This is a genomic window from Roseburia sp. AF25-13LB (assembly GCF_003478915.1).
Taxonomy (GTDB): Bacteria; Bacillota; Clostridia; order Lachnospirales; family Lachnospiraceae; genus Roseburia_C; species Roseburia_C amylophila.
The window spans coordinates 225,067-241,195 of sequence record NZ_QUFO01000005.1 but is presented as its reverse complement, the minus strand read 5'-3'; the positions used below and the strand labels follow the sequence as shown (position 1 = coordinate 241,195).

The following is a 16,129-nucleotide window of genomic DNA, read 5'->3' as shown; positions in this document are numbered from 1 at the left end:
TTATTGCTGTTTTGTTCCAAGCACCGTTCCGTTTCCGATTGTAAATCCACGTAAGAAATCGGCAACCGGCATACGTTTTTTTCCTTCTAACTGCACTTCTTCCAGCGAAAGACGGTCAACGCCTGTCTGTATGACAAGGCTCTGTTTATCTGCCTTTACCACTGTTCCCGGTGCAGCATCCGTATTGCCCGGATGTACCGTTGCCTTCCAGATTTTCAATGTCTTACCGGAAAGGTAAGTATAGGCACTCGGCCATGGATTCAGTCCACGAATCAGCCTCTCAATCTGCACTGCAGATAAAGACCAGTTAATCTTTCCCAATGACTTCTGAATCATTTTGGTATGCGTTGCAATCTCATTATCCTGTGGTGTATACACTGCTGTACCATCTTCAATGGATTTCATGGTTTCTACACACAATTGTGCCCCGGCATCCTGCAATTTATCAAAAAGGCTGCCACCGGTCTCCTGTGCATCCAGTTCCACAGCCACAGATGCTATCATATCTCCGGTATCCAGACCTTCATCCATACGCATAATAGTTACGCCGGAAGCCTTCTCTCCATTGATTACTGCCCACTGGATTGGTGCAGCTCCACGGTATTTTGGAAGCAGGGATGCATGGACATTGATGCAGCCATATTTTGGCATCTCTAAAATTTCTTTTGGAAGTATCTGTCCAAAGGCTGCTACCACAATGATGTCCGGCTGATATTTTGCCAGATATTCTATGCATTCCAGGCGGCGTACCCGCTCCGGCTGATACACTTCAATTCCATGGGCGATTGCAGCTTCCTTTACCGGAGGATACTGCATGCTCTTTCCTCTTCCCTTTGGTTTATCCGGCTGTGTTACTGCAAGCACTACTTCATGTCCTGCTGCCACAATTGCCTCTAATGTACCCACCGCAAAATCCGGTGTTCCCATAAATATTACTTTCATTTCTAGCCCTCCTCATAGACTACATCATGAAGCTCGCCCTCTACTTTTTCCATATACATATGTCCATCCAGATGGTCTAATTCATGACAGATTGCTCTTGCTAAAAGCTCTGTTCCCTCAATCTCATATTCATCACCATCTTCATTAAATGCACGGGCTTTTACATAATTTGGTCTTGTAACTGTTCCTGCCTTGCCCGGAAGACTTAAGCAGCCTTCATCCCCTGTCTGGGTTCCGGAAGTCTCGATAATCTCAGGATTAATCATAAGAATCGGACCATCTCCGATATCAATAACTACCATTCTCTTTAAGATTCCAACCTGCGGTGCAGCAAGTCCCACACCATTGGCTTCATACATGGTTTCTAACATATCATCTGCCAGTTCCAAAATCTTTGGTGTTATCTCTTTAATTTCTTTACAGGTCTTTGTCAATACCGGATCTCCTACTGTCCGGATCTGTCTTAATGCCATTTTTACTTCCTCCTTAAATTTCTTTCTCTAAAAGCCATTTACCGGGTCAAAATCAAATTGCACCGATACGTTTCTTACTCCCTGTTTTTCTTCCATAAGCTGTTCTACTTTATCTTTTATCTGAATCAATACACCATAATCCGGGTGTTTGAAATAAAGTACTTTTTTATAAATGTCATTTACCTTGGCTACTGCTGCATCTGCTGGTCCAATCATCTGAAGCTTTTTATCAGCCTGCACTTTTTCCATGGTATCTGCAAGCTCTTTTGCACATGCATAGGCTTCTGCTTCTTCTTTTGATGCACAAAGCACAACCAGCATATGCCATACCGGCGGATAACGCATTGCCTGCCGGTAGAAAATTTCCTCTTCATAGAACTGGTTATAATCCTGATTCTTTGCACAGATGACGCTGTAGTGCTCCGGATTATAAGTCTGGATAATGACCTCTCCCGGTTTCTCACCTCGTCCTGCCCTTCCGGCTGCCTGGGTCAAAAGCTGAAAGGTTCTCTCAGCGGCATGATAATCGGATACATAAAGAGATAAGTCTGCCGCCAGCACTCCTACTAATGTTACATTTGGAAAATCATGTCCTTTTACAATCATCTGGGTTCCAATCAGGATATCTGCTTTCTGATTGGCAAATGCAGAGAGGATTTTCTCATAGCTGTCTTTGCTTCTTGTGGTATCAAAATCCATCCGAAGAATCCTTGCCTCAGGAAATTCTTTTTTTACCAGTTCCTCAATTTTCTGGGTTCCGGCTTTAAAACCACTGATATATTTTGAACCACAGCTCGGACATATCTTAACATGATTTTGCTCATAACCACAATAGTGACATATCAGTTTTCCATTATTATGTGCATGCAATGACACATCACAGTGGGGACATTTCATTACATGACCACAGGCACGGCAGGATACAAAGCCTGCCATTCCCCTGCGGTTAATAAATAGCATAACCTGTTCTTTCCGCAATAACCGCTGCTCTATTTTTTCATGAAGGCTTCTGCTTAAAATCGAAAAGTTTCTTGCCTTTAATTCTTCTCTTAAGTCCACAATTTCACATTCCGGCAGTGGCTTTTCCTTCACCCGCTTATCCATGGAAAGGAGTAAATAGTCACCCTTTTTCGCATGATAAAAGCTTTCTATGGAAGGGGTCGCCGAGCCTAAAATCACGGTGGCACCGGACATTCTCGCCCGCTCTATTGCGGTTTCCCTTGCATGATACCTTGGTATCGTCTCACTTTTATAAGTGCCCTCATGCTCTTCATCTATTATAATATACCCAAGATTTGAAAAAGGTGTGAACAAAGCAGAACGAGGGCCAATCATAACATCAATTTCACCTTTTTTTGCCCGCTCAAACTGGTCGGAACGCTCTCCCGGTGACAGTTTCGAATTCATAATGGAAACCCGGTCGCCAAACCTATGGTAAAACCGCATCACCGTCTGATAGGTCAGTGCAATCTCCGGAATTAATACGATGGACTGCTTTCCCCTGCCGGCAGCTTCTGCAATCAGCTCCATATAGACTTCTGTCTTACCGCTTCCGGTCACTCCGTGAATGAGGCACGGCTTCTTTTCTGTTCTGGCATTTTCTATCACTGCATCCACCACTTTTTGCTGCATTGCATTTAAGGTCAGGGTATAGGCTCCCATCTCCTGTGTACGGACAGGATTACGGTAAGTCCGCACTTCTTCTACCGTTATAACTCCCTGCTGCACCATTGCTTTGATGACATCTGCCGTAATATGAAGCTTTTTGGTTATTACATCATAACTTAAGACAGTTTCTTCTAACAGTGCTTCTAACAGTCTTGCCCGGGCAGTTCTGTGCTTTCTTTTCAGTTCTTCCAAAAGGCTTGCTGCCTCATTAAAAGGAAGCATAAGGCGTACCAAACGGCTCTTTTTTTCTTTGGCTTTCTCTTTAATTGGAATCACTGTCTTTAATGCCTGGTTCATGGTTCCACCATAATTTTTACGCATCCACGCTGCCAGGGCAATGAACTGTGATTCAATCTGCATGGCATTGTTATCAACGGCTTTAATGTCCTTTAATTTTGCCGTGTCAAATTCTGCTTTATCTGTCAGTTCTAACACATAGCCCTTTATCGTCCGGTTTCCAAAGGGAACAATGACCTGCATTCCTTCCGTTATCTCATTCTTCATTTCCGGTGGAATCCGATACTGAAAGGTTTTATCTAATTTTTCATGAGAAATATCAATTATGATATTGGCATATTTTGCCATAGATTCACCTCATCTACTGTTCTCTATCATTTCCCGTTCGTTCATCGGATAAAAATGTCCTTCTATCTCCTGATACTCTTCATGACCTTTTCCTGCCACTACAATCAAATCGCCCTCCTGTGCCTGAGAAACAGCATAAGAAATGGCTTCTCTTCTATCCGGGATAATTTTATACTTTCCTTTCGTTCTCTTCATTCCCTGTTCGATGTCAGAAAGGATTGCCTCCGGCTTTTCATATCTTGGATTATCCGATGTCAATATCGTGACATCCGAAAGTCTTCCTGCTGTCTCCCCCATCTGAAACCTCCGCAGCGGAGAACGGTTTCCACCGCAGCCAAACAATAATACCAGACGCTTGGGCTGATACTGCCGCAATGTCTTTATCAGGGATTCCAGACTTGCCGCATTATGGGCATAATCAATGACTACATCAAATTTATCTGAAATTCTTACTTCTTCAATTCTTCCTTTTACTGAAACATTTCTTAAGGTTTTCCTTATCGTCTCCGGGGAAATTCCAAGGAGATGTGCTGCTTCCATGGCAGCAAGGGAATTATATACATTGGCAGTTCCAGGCATTTTTAATACGATTTCATTCTTTATCCACCCGGTTGTCTGATATGTGACATTTAATCCACGACTGCTTCTTTCATATACGATATGCTCCGCTTTTACATCGCAGGGTTGTTCAATTCCATAAGTATAAACCGGAGCCTCAAGATTCGCTGTCATAAAACCATGATATTTATCATCTGCATTGATACAAATCATCCGGCTATGCTCAAAAAGCCGTTTTTTACAGCAGGCATACTCCCGAAAACTCCGATGCTCCCCCGGTCCGATATGGTCCATGGACAGATTAGTATAAATTCCAATGGCAAAGGTGATTCCTTCCACCCGGTAATGCTTCAGTCCCTGGGAGGATACTTCCATCACACAACAACTGCATCCGGCATCCGCCATTTCCCGCAGTTCCTTCTGTAATACCAGGGCATCCGGTGTCGTATTGCTGCCTGGCTTTTTTAATCCATCGCTTCTTCGTACGCCAAGAGTTCCAATCAGTCCGCATTTTACCCCGGCTTCCTTTAACATCTGATACAGCATACAGGCAGTCGTAGTCTTTCCTTTTGTTCCGGTAATTCCTATCATCTGCATGGCTTCTGCCGGTGCACCATAATAATTTCTGGCTATCCATGCCATGGCTTCACTGGTATTGCGTACCCGGATGACTGTCACATCACCTTCCACCCAGACATGCTTTGATACTACACACACTGCTGCTCCTTTACGAATTGCCTGAGCAAGATAATCATGCCCGTCTTCCCTGCTTCCCGCAAGGCAGATAAACATGCTTCCTCTGACCACCTGTCTGGAATCATGGCAGATATGTGTCACCTTACAATCCATCGTTCCCCGTGTACAAATATATGTAACCTGCTTTAGTAAATCCTTAAGATATGCCATAGACGTATCCTTAAAAATACACTTTTATCATTATATGCTACCGGGTGGGTTTTTACAAGTTTTCCACTTTTTATTTATGAAAGATTTCATAATTTCTTACAGATATTTTATGAAATTACGAAACAGGGTGATGCTGTAAATGTATTTATTGTGTAACCGAAATAACCGGATGTTCACGAAATCCGAATGTAACATAATGACCTGCAAGAAGCACTAAGAATTCTGCTATTGTTATGATTTGTTCCGGCAACCAGCGCAAATTCACATCCATGTTCATATGCGCTTCGCTGCCACATCCATGTGTCAGCGTTGCCTGTTTTTATACAGAATTCCAAGTGCTTCTAACAGGTCTTATCATACATTCGTCCTTTCGTGAACACCCAGTTATTTTACACACAAAAATTACCAGCCGCATTCCATCCCTGTTTCATAATTTCATAGTATTTTTCTAAATTCAAAGGAGATACTTTTCTTATGATGAAGAATAATTTTATGATATGCGGACTCACGGGCTGGTGCATGGAAATTATCTTCACCTCCCTTGATTCTATCCGCAATAACAATTTTAAACTGACGGGACATACTTCTATCTGGATGTTCCCGATTTATGGTATGGCGGCGGTTATTCCGCCGGTTTATAAACGCATTCGAAAGCTGCCTGCCATCTTCCGGGGTTCCATTTACTCTGCCGGTATCTTTGTCTGTGAGTATCTGACCGGAACCTTCTTAAAGAAAAAGGGCATCTGTCCATGGGATTACAGCAATGCCAAAACCAATATCAACGGTGTCATCCGCTTAGACTATGCGCCTCTCTGGATGATGGCAGGTCTCCTATTTGAACGTGTTACCACTGTTCCCCTGAGAAAATCTTAAATCCCCTTTCCTGCATAAAACAGCATCGCACGGAACTTCTTATTTAAGTCCGTGCGATGCCTGAATCCTGCAATGTCCTGTTACGCTTATGAGTCTAAATCATCAATATCTGCGCCAGCTCCAATATCTAACGTATTTAAAGTACGGCGTTTCATTCTTGCAATTTCGGATGCTTTTAAGATGTAATTTTTTACTTCCCTGGAATGTTTGATATGTGTCAGCCGAAGCTCCGGTGTAGTAACATCTCCGGTATAACAGATTACAGTTCCAAGTCCGAACATCCGCTCCAGCAAAGTTGCCGTTAATTTTACATCCTGTACCTTATACATATAGCAGTCATTTTCTTCAATTTTGAATAAGCCTGCATCTACTGTAATTACACTTGGTTTGATGATATATTTGGTAAAGGTCCATGGCAGACCGAAAAAGAGTATTCTCTTGCGTTCTGTGTACTGGGCATCCTCATCAAAGTCCATCTGCATATCGTTTCTTTCCTCAATCATTTTTGCTCTCCTTCTCTTTGCATCACCTTATGATACCCTACTTTATCATATACTGAAAAATTTTTCAAATTTCAGAATATTGCGTCTTTATATTTTACCTTGAATTTTATATTTTATTATTATATGATAGTAAAAATGCCTAGATGACATTACTAAAAACATCATACAGGAGGAATCTTATGCGACACTTAATGAGTCCCCTCGATTTATCCGTAGAGGAGCTGGATCAACTGCTGGATTTAGCAGGTGATATTGAAAAAAATCCACAAAAATATGCACATGCCTGTGATGGCATGAAACTTGCAACCTGTTTCTATGAACCAAGTACCCGTACCCGTCTTAGTTTTGAAGCTGCCATGTTAAACCTTGGTGGTTCTGTTCTTGGTTTTGCCAGTGCAGACAGTTCATCCGCAGCAAAAGGTGAAAGTGTTTCCGATACTATCCGAATCATTTCCTGTTACGCAGATATATGTGCCATGCGTCATCCAAAGGAAGGTGCGCCTCTCGTAGCTTCCCAGAAATCTTCTATTCCAGTAATCAACGCCGGTGATGGCGGTCATCAACATCCAACCCAGACATTAACTGATTTATTAACCATTCGTTCTTTAAAAGGGAAATTAGACAATATGACAATCGGTTTATGCGGTGATTTAAAATTCGGCCGGACCGTGCACTCTCTGATTAATGCACTGATTCGTTATCCCGGAATCCGCTTCGTTCTTATTTCTCCGGAAGAACTTAAAATTCCGGACTATATCCGCGAAGACGTTCTGGTAAAAAATAATATTCCGTTTGAAGAAGTAACAAGACTGGATGATGCAATGCCAAAACTTGATATTCTTTATATGACCAGAGTGCAGAAGGAACGTTTCTTCAATGAAGAAGATTATGTCCGTCTGAAAAACTATTACATATTAGACAAGGAAAAAATGAAACTTGCCAAGGACGATATGTATGTTCTTCATCCACTTCCTCGTGTCAATGAAATATCCGTAGAAGTAGATGATGACCCAAGAGCTGCTTATTTCCGTCAGGCACAGTACGGTGTCTATGTGCGAATGGCTCTGATTCTTACACTATTAAAATGGAGGTAATCAATATGTTAAATATCAGTGGAATTCATGAAGGTTTCGTTCTCGACCATATCAAAGCCGGTATGAGCCTTTCTATCTATCACAATTTAAAGCTGGACAAGTTAGACTGTACCGTTGCCATTATCAAGAATGCCAAAAGCAATAAAATGGGAAAAAAAGACATCATCAAAGTCGAATGCCCGATTGATGCCTTAGACTTAGATATCTTAGGTTTTATCGACCACAATATTACCGTAAATATTATCAAAGGCGATAAAATCGTTGAGAAAAAGGAACTGCATCTTCCAAAGCAGGTAAAAAATGTAATCCGTTGCAAGAACCCACGCTGCATTACTTCCATCGAACAGGAATTAGACCAGATTTTCCTGCTCACAGATGAAAAAGAAGAAACCTATCGCTGCAAATACTGCGAAGAAATGTATACCGACTACGGTTTTCGTGCATGAGTAAAATTGTTAAAAAGTGCACAGGAACGAATTCCTGTGCACTTTTTATGAAACTATATAACTGCTTTTCTTTTCCCCTAGAAAAAAACTTACAGTTTTATCTTTTTATCTTGTCAATTGTCCACAGATTTTCTCTACATCATAGTCTGGTGCCATATCTCTTGCCAGTTCATATATATTTTGAATTTTTTCCGGAGTTTCTTCTAGCATATCCGCAATTTCTTCTACAGATTTTCCTTTTTTCATTTTCTTTATTACAAGTGAAACTAAACTCTGCTCTATTCCATGCTCGACTCCTGCCTCAAATTCTGCTTTCCTTAATTTCTTTTCCTCTTCCTCTTTGTCATATTCAAATATACTCATAGCAATTACCTCCGCCTGATTTTTCCTAAGGAAATCTGCCAGAATATTTTCATGGATGCATTCTGCAACTGCTTTTTGTACAGCAGCATCTACTGGCATCTGTTCCGTAAAAACACGCACTTTTGCGACATAAATGGAATATTCCCTCAATATCTGGCACTGGGACATTAACTCCGTGTTGTGCCCCACATTCACATTAAATGTGGTAACAACAAGCTCCAAAGATGGATTGTCTGTTGCATGATAAAACGCATCTGACAGCCGTCTGGTACAACAATCCTCTATCGGCATGCTTCCGTTATAAAATACAATAAAATGGGGATTGGGAATTTTCTGTAATGCAGAAGAATATAGGGATTTCTTATCTACAAGCCTCTGGTATTCTGCTGCAATATAAAATAAATCCCGAAGCGGAATGTTCGGATTTATTGTGGATTGATGTTCATATAGATAAAGATTCATATCCAGAATAAAAGCCAGGTCATTCTTCATTCCCATATAAATAGCATTTTCTAAAGTTACAATTTCCAGTGCATCTGCATCCGTATAATTACTGCTATTAACCGCATTATAAAGCGACAGCAAAGCTTCCTTTTCCGAAAATAGCATGCGAAAAATAGTGTCCTTGAATTTACGGTTTGCTACCGGTGTGTTTTCATTTGTTTCTCTTGTCATAGGCAAGTCCTCCTTGTATGTGGCAGGAGAACCATTGCTACAAAATCCACTGCTGTACCTCTCCTGCTTTTTTGATTAATTAGTGAATAAAAGCATAGATAGATACAGAAATGTCATGTTCAAAATGAAACAAGATTTGAATAATAGAATTTGCTATTTCGATTGTATTAATGTATGCTTTTTTGTATTTTAACATATGTCGCATAATGGGACAAGATGGAAAAGTGCACAGGAACGAATTCCTGTGCATAATTATTAGCATATAGATAAAAGGAAGCAGCAGATTACTCTGCTGCTTCCTTTTATGTCATCGATATTATTACATAATATCAACGATTACTTTTTTGTTTTCTTTTGAGGCTGCTGCTTTCACAACAGAACGGATTGCCTTTGCAATACGTCCCTGCTTTCCGATTACCTTACCCATGTCGGACTGAGCTACGCGCAGTTCCAATACGATGGCTTTCTCGTTCTCTGTCTCTGTGACATTGACCTCATCCGGGTAATCTACAAGTGATTTTGCAATTACTTCTACTAATTCCTTCATAGGTACACCTCACTATTTTACGATACCGGTTGCTTTGAAGATACGGTTTACGGTTTCTGTTGGCTGTGCGCCGTTTGCTAACCATTTCTTAGCCAGTTCTTCATTTACATGGTACTCACTAGGATCCTTAGTTGGGTCATAAGTTCCAATCTCTTCGATGCATTTTCCATCTCTTGGGGAACGGGAATCTGCAACTACGATTCTATAGAAAGGAGCCTTTTTCTGTCCTAATCTTCTTAATCTGATCTTTACTGCCATTACTGTTTCACCTCCTTGAATTATGCTATCCTAAGCAAATGCTTATATGTTAAAAAGGAAACTTGAATTTTCCCATTTTACCACCGCGTCCACGTCCACCCATAAGTCCGGGCATCTGTTTCATCATTTTCTTCGCCTGTTCAAACTGCTTTACCAGACGGTTTACTTCACTGATATCTACCCCTGCACCTTTTGCAATCCGGTGCTTACGGCTCGGATTCAAAAGCGAAGGATTACTTCTTTCCTTCTTTGTCATGGAATAGATGATGGCTGTTGTACGTGCCATATTTTTCTCAGCTTCACCTTCATCAATATCCGGCATCTTTCCGCCGCCAAGTCCCGGCAGCATACCAAGAATATTTCCAAGACCGCCCATTTTCTTCATCTGTTCCATGGAAAGCAGATAATCATCAAATGTAAAGTCTGCTTTCTTCAGACGCTGCTGCATGTCTTTGGCTTTCTCTTCATCTATATCAATCTCGTTCTGTGCTTTTTCAATGAGTGTAAGCACATCGCCCATGCCAAGAATTCTACTTGCCATACGATCCGGATAGAACTGTTCCAAATCAGAAAGTTTCTCTCCCATACCAACATAAAGAATCGGTTTACCGGTTACTGCACGGATGGATAATGCCGCTCCACCTCTGGTATCACCATCTAACTTTGTCAGTACAACTCCATCAATTCCAATCTTCTCATCGAACGTTCCCGCCACATTTACGGCATCCTGTCCGGTCATGGCATCTACAACCAAAATGGTCTGTGCCACATCCACATTTTCTTTTATCTCAATCAACTCATCCATCATATCTTCATCTACATGAAGACGTCCGGCGGTATCTAAGATGACTACCTGATTGCCATTCTTTACTGCATGCTCTACTGCCGCTTTCGCAATATTTACCGGCTTATTCTTATCGCCCATGGAGAATACTTCAACTTCCTGCTTCTCTCCATTGATTTTCAACTGCTCAATAGCAGCCGGGCGATACACATCACAGGCTACCAGCAGTGGTTTCTTGCCCTTCTGCTTTAACTTACCTGCAATCTTAGCTGTTGTGGTGGTTTTACCAGCTCCCTGAAGACCTACCATCATAATAACGGTAATCTGCTGTCCCGGACGAAGTGCTATCTCCGTTGTTTCGGAACCCATGAGCCTGACCATCTCTTCATTTACAATTTTAATTACCATCTGTCCAGGATTCAGTCCGTTCATTACATCGGAACCAATTGCACGCTCCTGCACCGCTTTGGTAAACTGTTTTACTACTTTAAAGTTAACATCTGCTTCAAGCAGAGCCATCTTTACTTCTTTCAGTGCTGCCTTCACATCATCTTCCGTAAGCCTTCCCTTACTGCGAAGATTCTTAAATACATTTTGAAGTTTCTGTGAAAGACTGTCAAATGCCATATTACAGCTCCTCCAATATTTCTCCCGAAATTCTCTCTATTTCATCAATTACTGTATCCTTGCGTCCTGCCCGGAAGCTTTCCGCTAATTTGTTAATCTCTTCTACCTTCTGCTTCGTCTCTAAGAACTTCTTTACCAGATGAAGTTTCTCTTCATAGCCTTCCAGCATCTTATTGCACCGCTTAATCAGGTCATGTACACCCTGGCGACTGATGCCCTCGCAGGAAGCTATCTCGCCTAAAGATAAATCATTGAACACGAAATCTTCGTAGATTCTTCTCTGATGTTCATTGAGCAGCTCTCCATAAAAATCATATAAATAAGTCTGTTCTACTTTTTCTTCCATGTTCTCACTCCTTGCGACCTTAGCTATCATACTATAAAGGAAGCAGGGTGTCAAGTATTTTTTCTTGACACCCTGTTTTTTCTTCTATTACACTCGCTTTTCATTTTTCCGAATATTTGTTATACGCTCCTTTTTACGATTCATCAAGTAATTTCAGAGTTGCAAAGCCTGCTGCCGGCAGCTTCTTACGAATACTTTGTAACAGCAAAAAAGCCCTGATATCATCAAGGCTTTTTTCATGCAGGAGATGGGACTTGAACCCACACGATATTGCTACCACAGGCACCTGAAGCCTGCGCGTCTGCCAATTCCGCCACTCCTGCGAACAAATGATATTTTACCGTTTCAACGGTAATAAGTCAACCCCTATTTTTAATTTTTTCCCTTTTTTTGAAAAAATATATAAAATTGGCAAAAATCGAAAAAAGTTAAAAATAAGCATTGACAATTGCCCCGGAATTTGTTACTATTTACAAGTCGTCATGAGACGTAAGTTCATACGGTATGCGGAAGTGTCGGAACTGGCAGACGAGCAAGACTAAGGATCTTGTAAGCATTGCGCTTGTGTGGGTTCAAGTCCCATCTTCCGCATTATTTAATGGAGCGGGAAGCCTGATAAATCAAGGCTTCCTGTTTTTTTGCTTATAACCAGATTTTAGTTACAGCATGTATCTACGCTTTAAAAATATTATGTAAAAAGCTTCTTTCGCCAGCCAAATACAACTCTGGAAAAAGAAGCTTTTACATTCTTTTCTACTCTTTTATTTTTGCATACACAACCTTCAACAGCTTATTGTGTGGATTCTCAATCGGGTTTAATTCAATGCTCCTAAACTTCTTTAAGAAGGTAGAAAGTTTACTGCACTGATAATTTCGTGGGTCAAAGCCCGGAATACGTTTGCTCAGATTGATTCCAAGCTCAGAAATATTAATCCAGCCATTTTCCTCTGCATTGCTCCGGATAATGGAGATTACCTCCTTTTCAATATCCGAAAGCTTCGGAAGGTTGTCATTGTCCCCGGCATCCTTTTCCGAAGATGCATTCGTATTTCTTCTTGTGGTAGCTGTGCGCTGTTTTTCCTCTGCTTCTTCTTTATTATAAAGTAAATCAAGATACTTGAAATTCTCGCAGGCATTTACAAAGGACTTCGGTGTCTTCTCCTCTCCCATTCCGATTACCATCATACCGGCTTCCTTTAAGCGCATGGCAAGTTTGGTAAAATCACTGTCTGACGACACCAGACAGAAACCGCTGACTTTGCCGGAATAAAGAATATCCATGGCATCTATAATCAATGCCGAATCAGAAGCACTTTTTCCTGCAGTATAATTACACTGCAATTCCGGTGTCAGAGCATACTCCTGCATATTTTTCATCCATGCAGATACGCTCGGATTCGAATAATCTCCATAAACCCGCTTATAAGTAGCCACCCCGTAATTGCTGACCTCATCCATAATTAGTTTCACATATTTATTGGATACATTTTCTGCATCAATCAGCACTGCTAATTTCGGTTGTTCATTCATACCATCTACGCTCCTATTTCTTTAAGTGTCCCGTCACTACTACACGAATCAGATTGGTGGTACCGGAAATACCCAATGGAATTCCAGCTGTAATAACCGCCAGATCTCCATGCTGTACATATCCATGCTGTTCTGCGGATTCCATTGCATTATTAAACAATGCTTCTGTATCCGTCTCTTCCTGTATCATAAGTGGTGTTACGCCCCAGGAAAGATTCATCTGATAATAACTCTTTTCCGATGGGGTACAGCCGATAATTGCACATTTCGGACGATATCTTGAAATCATGCGGGCAGTCTTGCCGGATTTGGTTACCGTAACAATTGCTGCCGCATTGATGTCAATGGCAGTCATACAGGTTGCATGGGAAATGGCATCTGTTACATCCGGATTATCAATCTTCTCCAGCTGGCGGAAACGTTTCTCATAATCAATATCATTTTCTGTATATTCCGCAATCTCTGTCATGGTTTTTAATGCCTCCACCGGATATTTCCCGGCAGCAGTCTCACCAGACAGCATAATTGCACTGGTTCCATCATAAATAGCATTGGCAACATCGGTTGCTTCTGCTCTGGTCGGGCGTGGATTCTTCATCATGGAATCCAGCATCTGGGTTGCCGTAATAACAACCTTTTCTGCATGGTAAACCTTTTTTATAATTTTCTTCTGAATTGCCGGAACTTCACGAATCGGAATCTCCACTCCCATGTCTCCTCTGGCAACCATAATGCCATCTGACACTGCCAGAATCTCATCAATATTATCTACACCCTGACGGTTTTCGATTTTAGAGATAATCTTAATGTCATTGCAGCCCTGCTCTGCCATAATTTTCCGTAACTGCAGCACATCATCTGCACAGCGTACAAAAGATGCTGCAATAAAATCTACACCCTGCTCAATTCCAAATAGAATATCGGAGCGGTCTTTCGGGCTGATATAAGGCATGGACAGATTTACATTCGGTACATTAATTCCTTTGCGGTCTGAAATCACACCACCATTTTCTACTTTACAGGTAATCTCAGTTTCTGTTACATTGGTTACCAGCATTTCAATCAGTCCATCATCAATCAGAATTCTGGTTCCGGCTTTGACATCATGCACCAAATCCTTGTAAGTAATAGAGACCCGCTCTTTATTTCCCATAATATCATTGGTGGTAAGTTTAAAGGTATCTCCCGGAAGCAGTTCTGCTCTGCCACCCTCCAGCTGTCCAATCCTGATTTCCGGTCCACTGGTATCAAGAAGAATCCCAACCGGTCTGCCCAGTTCCTTACGCATCCTTTTTACACGATCCATGGTTACTTTATGTTCTGCCTGTGAGCCGTGGGAAAAGTTAATTCTCGCCACGTCCATTCCATTTTCCATTAACTGTTTTAATACTTCATCATCCTTTGTTGCCGGTCCTAATGTACATATAATTTTTGTCTTTCTCATATTCTGTCCTTTCCTGCTACAAGCCCTCTATCTTCTTTTATTCCTTTATACTTCTTTCGTCTTTTCCTGTTCCTCTTTAGAAGAAGTCTCATCTTCTCTGCCATGATGCTCATACCACCAGCATGCAGCAACTGCTGCCGCTACCATAACGCCCATAAGCGCTACTACAATATCCTGTGCCATATTTTATTATCCTCCTATCACAGTTATGACCTGATATTGTACGCAAAGAAACCTATGCTCCTCTGCGCACAGGTAAATTGCTTCTAACTTGTGATAGTCAGCCCTTCGCTCCATCCTGATGATGGATATAGCCTATAATGACACGCCTGCTGTCCAAAACATCCTTTGATTTCCGTAATTCAAAGTTCCAGCCGTCTTTTGCCTGATTTTCAGGCAATACTGCTTCCAGTGATAATGCGGCTCCTTCCAAATCGCTGTTTTTCTCCGACAGTCTGCGGTATCCCGCTGCAATCCTGCCGGTCTCCCGAGTTCCCAAAAGTTCTTCGGTACAGCTCTCTGATGGTCTGGATAAATGTGCTACCTGTGTGAAATTCTGGTTCGCAGTATCTTCACATGCAAAGGAAGAATCTATGTTGATATTTTCAACATACATTCCTGAAACCGTCATAATAACAGCCACTATGAGACTTATCAGCTTTTTCTTTAAACCTGTTATCCTCATTGTATTCTCCCTGCTTACTGCGTAACTGCGAAAACACGCTTTACAGGAAAGCAATTTCCTGTAAAGTAAAAAAACTGGCAGGAGTAACTCCTGCCAGTTGCGTTGCTACCCGTCTGCTTACGCTCATTATAAGCATTTCGCTATTGAAATGCAAGAAACGAATAGGCAATTATTCTTTTTTTACATAATCTTTACTTATTAACGGTCGGATACGACACCAAGTTCCAAAAGTCTTCTTTTTGCCTGCTGCTGATTCTGAAACTGTATGCCTGTAATGCCAAGCTTTTCTGCTGCCTCTATGTTTTCCGGACGGTCATCTATGAATACACATTCCTGTGGCACTAAGTGGTATCTGTCAAGCAGCAGGTTATAAATTTCCGCTTCCGGCTTGATGCACTTCACCTGATAGGAAAAGATTGCTCCGGTAGTCTCCTTTTCAAAAGAAAGTTCTTCTGTTGCTTTTTCATAAGTGCTCTTTGGAAAATTAGATAATATATAGGTATGATATCCATTTTCCTCAAGGCTTCTGATCCACCGCACCGTATATGGATAAGTACGAATCGTCTCTCCTACATGGTCATAAAAGAGTCTTATTTCTCTTTCATAATCCGGTGTTTCCTTGATGCATGCAGCAATAATCTCTTCATCCGGCTTTGCCCCCCGGTCGAATTCATTCCAGGTTACGGAACGGACGGTAGCATCCGCCACACATTCAAAAGTTTCCCCCTCAAAACCGAGCTTATGAAATACTTCTTCCCAGCAAAAGTCTACCAGCACTTTTCCTACGTCAAAGATTACATTTTTTATCATCACGATCTGCCT

The 16,129-nt window shown here is 41.5% G+C and carries 17 protein-coding genes, 2 tRNA genes and 1 pseudogene; 4 read left to right on the top strand and 16 right to left on the bottom strand.

The genetic code is table 11. The features are described 5' to 3' along the window. The 4 genes from fmt to DWY37_RS09550 are packed head-to-tail and all read right to left on the bottom strand — an operon-like array spanning window position 1 to window position 5,132. A complete protein-coding gene (gene fmt / locus DWY37_RS09565; RefSeq protein WP_117698488.1) occupies window positions 1-942 on the bottom strand; it encodes a methionyl-tRNA formyltransferase in 942 nt (313 codons plus the stop codon). Between the two features lie 2 nt (window positions 943-944). Beyond that, the gene (gene def, locus DWY37_RS09560; protein WP_117698487.1) at window positions 945-1,415 is read right to left on the bottom strand and encodes a peptide deformylase; all 471 of its coding nucleotides are present in this window, start codon (window positions 1,413-1,415) and stop codon (window positions 945-947) included. A gap of 27 nt (window positions 1,416-1,442) precedes the next feature. Beyond that, entirely contained in the window at window positions 1,443-3,668 is a 2,226-nt protein-coding gene (gene priA / locus DWY37_RS09555) for a replication restart helicase PriA (protein WP_118542043.1), read from the bottom strand. 9 nt (window positions 3,669-3,677) lie between these two features. After that, window positions 3,678-5,132: a UDP-N-acetylmuramoyl-L-alanyl-D-glutamate--2,6-diaminopimelate ligase gene (locus tag DWY37_RS09550; RefSeq protein WP_118544484.1), complete on the bottom strand. Its 1,455-nt coding sequence runs from the start codon at window positions 5,130-5,132 to the stop codon at window positions 3,678-3,680. Window positions 5,133-5,606: 474 nt separating this feature from the next. Here DWY37_RS09550 and DWY37_RS09545 point away from each other — a divergent pair, with 474 nt between their 5' ends. Next, the gene (locus DWY37_RS09545; RefSeq protein ID WP_117698485.1) at window positions 5,607-6,005 is read left to right on the top strand and encodes a putative ABC transporter permease; all 399 of its coding nucleotides are present in this window, start codon (window positions 5,607-5,609) and stop codon (window positions 6,003-6,005) included. 86 nt (window positions 6,006-6,091) lie between these two features. Here DWY37_RS09545 and DWY37_RS09540 read toward each other — a convergent pair whose 3' ends face one another. Continuing rightward, the gene (locus DWY37_RS09540) at window positions 6,092-6,508 is read right to left on the bottom strand and encodes a PH domain-containing protein (protein WP_117698484.1); all 417 of its coding nucleotides are present in this window, start codon (window positions 6,506-6,508) and stop codon (window positions 6,092-6,094) included. A gap of 179 nt (window positions 6,509-6,687) precedes the next feature. On the opposite strand from DWY37_RS09540, the gene pyrB reads away from it, so the two are divergent. Further along, complete coding sequence (pyrB, locus tag DWY37_RS09535) at window positions 6,688-7,602, top strand: aspartate carbamoyltransferase (RefSeq protein ID WP_022243183.1); 915 nt, start codon at window positions 6,688-6,690, stop codon at window positions 7,600-7,602. Between the two features lie 5 nt (window positions 7,603-7,607). Beyond that, complete coding sequence (locus tag DWY37_RS09530) at window positions 7,608-8,048, top strand: aspartate carbamoyltransferase regulatory subunit (protein ID WP_022243184.1); 441 nt, start codon at window positions 7,608-7,610, stop codon at window positions 8,046-8,048. 105 nt (window positions 8,049-8,153) lie between these two features. Here the strand turns inward: DWY37_RS09530 and DWY37_RS09525 are convergent, their stop codons facing one another. From DWY37_RS09525 to DWY37_RS09500, 6 genes are all read right to left on the bottom strand, one after another. After that, on the bottom strand, window positions 8,154-9,086 hold the full coding sequence (locus DWY37_RS09525; protein ID WP_117698483.1) for a hypothetical protein: 933 nt from the start codon (window positions 9,084-9,086) through the stop codon (window positions 8,154-8,156). Window positions 9,087-9,405: 319 nt separating this feature from the next. Beyond that, a complete protein-coding gene (locus tag DWY37_RS09520; RefSeq protein ID WP_022243186.1) occupies window positions 9,406-9,633 on the bottom strand; it encodes a KH domain-containing protein in 228 nt (75 codons plus the stop codon). Between the two features lie 12 nt (window positions 9,634-9,645). Further along, on the bottom strand, window positions 9,646-9,891 hold the full coding sequence (gene rpsP, locus DWY37_RS09515; protein ID WP_022243187.1) for a 30S ribosomal protein S16: 246 nt from the start codon (window positions 9,889-9,891) through the stop codon (window positions 9,646-9,648). Window positions 9,892-9,940: 49 nt separating this feature from the next. Beyond that, window positions 9,941-11,302, bottom strand: a complete 1,362-nt coding sequence (gene ffh, locus DWY37_RS09510) for a signal recognition particle protein (RefSeq protein ID WP_117698482.1) — start codon at window positions 11,300-11,302, stop codon at window positions 9,941-9,943. Window position 11,303: 1 nt separating this feature from the next. Then, complete coding sequence (gene ylxM / locus DWY37_RS09505) at window positions 11,304-11,648, bottom strand: YlxM family DNA-binding protein (protein WP_117698481.1); 345 nt, start codon at window positions 11,646-11,648, stop codon at window positions 11,304-11,306. Window positions 11,649-11,887: 239 nt separating this feature from the next. Then, a tRNA-Leu gene (locus DWY37_RS09500) sits at window positions 11,888-11,971 on the bottom strand. Between the two features lie 183 nt (window positions 11,972-12,154). Between DWY37_RS09500 and DWY37_RS09495 the strand changes: the two genes are divergently transcribed. Beyond that, window positions 12,155-12,239 (top strand) — tRNA-Leu (locus DWY37_RS09495). A 162-nt stretch (window positions 12,240-12,401) separates the two neighbouring features. Here DWY37_RS09495 and DWY37_RS09490 read toward each other — a convergent pair. From DWY37_RS09490 to DWY37_RS09475, 5 genes and pseudogenes are all read right to left on the bottom strand, one after another. Then, window positions 12,402-13,178, bottom strand: coding sequence for an NYN domain-containing protein (locus DWY37_RS09490; protein WP_022243191.1), 777 nt, complete (start codon window positions 13,176-13,178; stop codon window positions 12,402-12,404). 22 nt (window positions 13,179-13,200) lie between these two features. Beyond that, window positions 13,201-14,622: pseudogene (gene pyk / locus DWY37_RS09485) on the bottom strand (pyruvate kinase); the annotation flags it as partial. Between the two features lie 45 nt (window positions 14,623-14,667). Next, window positions 14,668-14,805, bottom strand: coding sequence for a hypothetical protein (locus tag DWY37_RS15825; RefSeq protein WP_158552089.1), 138 nt, complete (start codon window positions 14,803-14,805; stop codon window positions 14,668-14,670). A 97-nt stretch (window positions 14,806-14,902) separates the two neighbouring features. Next, window positions 14,903-15,307 carry a hypothetical protein gene (locus DWY37_RS09480; RefSeq protein ID WP_117698479.1) on the bottom strand — a complete coding sequence of 135 codons (405 nt, stop codon included), beginning with the start codon at window positions 15,305-15,307 and terminating at the stop codon, window positions 14,903-14,905. A 198-nt stretch (window positions 15,308-15,505) separates the two neighbouring features. Beyond that, window positions 15,506-16,117, bottom strand: coding sequence for an HAD family hydrolase (locus DWY37_RS09475; protein ID WP_117698478.1), 612 nt, complete (start codon window positions 16,115-16,117; stop codon window positions 15,506-15,508). Window positions 16,118-16,129 lie beyond the last annotated feature (12 nt).

Coding starts and splice junctions, on each gene's coding strand:
- fmt (WP_117698488.1), bottom strand. CDS start 942: ATGAAAGTAATATTTATGGGAACACCGGATTTTGCGGTGGGTACATTA.
- def (WP_117698487.1), bottom strand. CDS start 1,415: ATGGCATTAAGACAGATCCGGACAGTAGGAGATCCGGTATTGACAAAG.
- priA (WP_118542043.1), bottom strand. CDS start 3,668: ATGGCAAAATATGCCAATATCATAATTGATATTTCTCATGAAAAATTA.
- DWY37_RS09550 (WP_118544484.1), bottom strand. CDS start 5,132: ATGGCATATCTTAAGGATTTACTAAAGCAGGTTACATATATTTGTACA.
- DWY37_RS09545 (WP_117698485.1), top strand. CDS start 5,607: ATGATGAAGAATAATTTTATGATATGCGGACTCACGGGCTGGTGCATG.
- DWY37_RS09540 (WP_117698484.1), bottom strand. CDS start 6,508: ATGATTGAGGAAAGAAACGATATGCAGATGGACTTTGATGAGGATGCC.
- pyrB (WP_022243183.1), top strand. CDS start 6,688: ATGCGACACTTAATGAGTCCCCTCGATTTATCCGTAGAGGAGCTGGAT.
- DWY37_RS09530 (WP_022243184.1), top strand. CDS start 7,608: ATGTTAAATATCAGTGGAATTCATGAAGGTTTCGTTCTCGACCATATC.
- DWY37_RS09525 (WP_117698483.1), bottom strand. CDS start 9,086: ATGACAAGAGAAACAAATGAAAACACACCGGTAGCAAACCGTAAATTC.
- DWY37_RS09520 (WP_022243186.1), bottom strand. CDS start 9,633: ATGAAGGAATTAGTAGAAGTAATTGCAAAATCACTTGTAGATTACCCG.
- rpsP (WP_022243187.1), bottom strand. CDS start 9,891: ATGGCAGTAAAGATCAGATTAAGAAGATTAGGACAGAAAAAGGCTCCT.
- ffh (WP_117698482.1), bottom strand. CDS start 11,302: ATGGCATTTGACAGTCTTTCACAGAAACTTCAAAATGTATTTAAGAAT.
- ylxM (WP_117698481.1), bottom strand. CDS start 11,648: ATGGAAGAAAAAGTAGAACAGACTTATTTATATGATTTTTATGGAGAG.
- DWY37_RS09490 (WP_022243191.1), bottom strand. CDS start 13,178: ATGAATGAACAACCGAAATTAGCAGTGCTGATTGATGCAGAAAATGTA.
- DWY37_RS15825 (WP_158552089.1), bottom strand. CDS start 14,805: ATGGCACAGGATATTGTAGTAGCGCTTATGGGCGTTATGGTAGCGGCA.
- DWY37_RS09480 (WP_117698479.1), bottom strand. CDS start 15,307: ATGAGGATAACAGGTTTAAAGAAAAAGCTGATAAGTCTCATAGTGGCT.
- DWY37_RS09475 (WP_117698478.1), bottom strand. CDS start 16,117: ATGATAAAAAATGTAATCTTTGACGTAGGAAAAGTGCTGGTAGACTTT.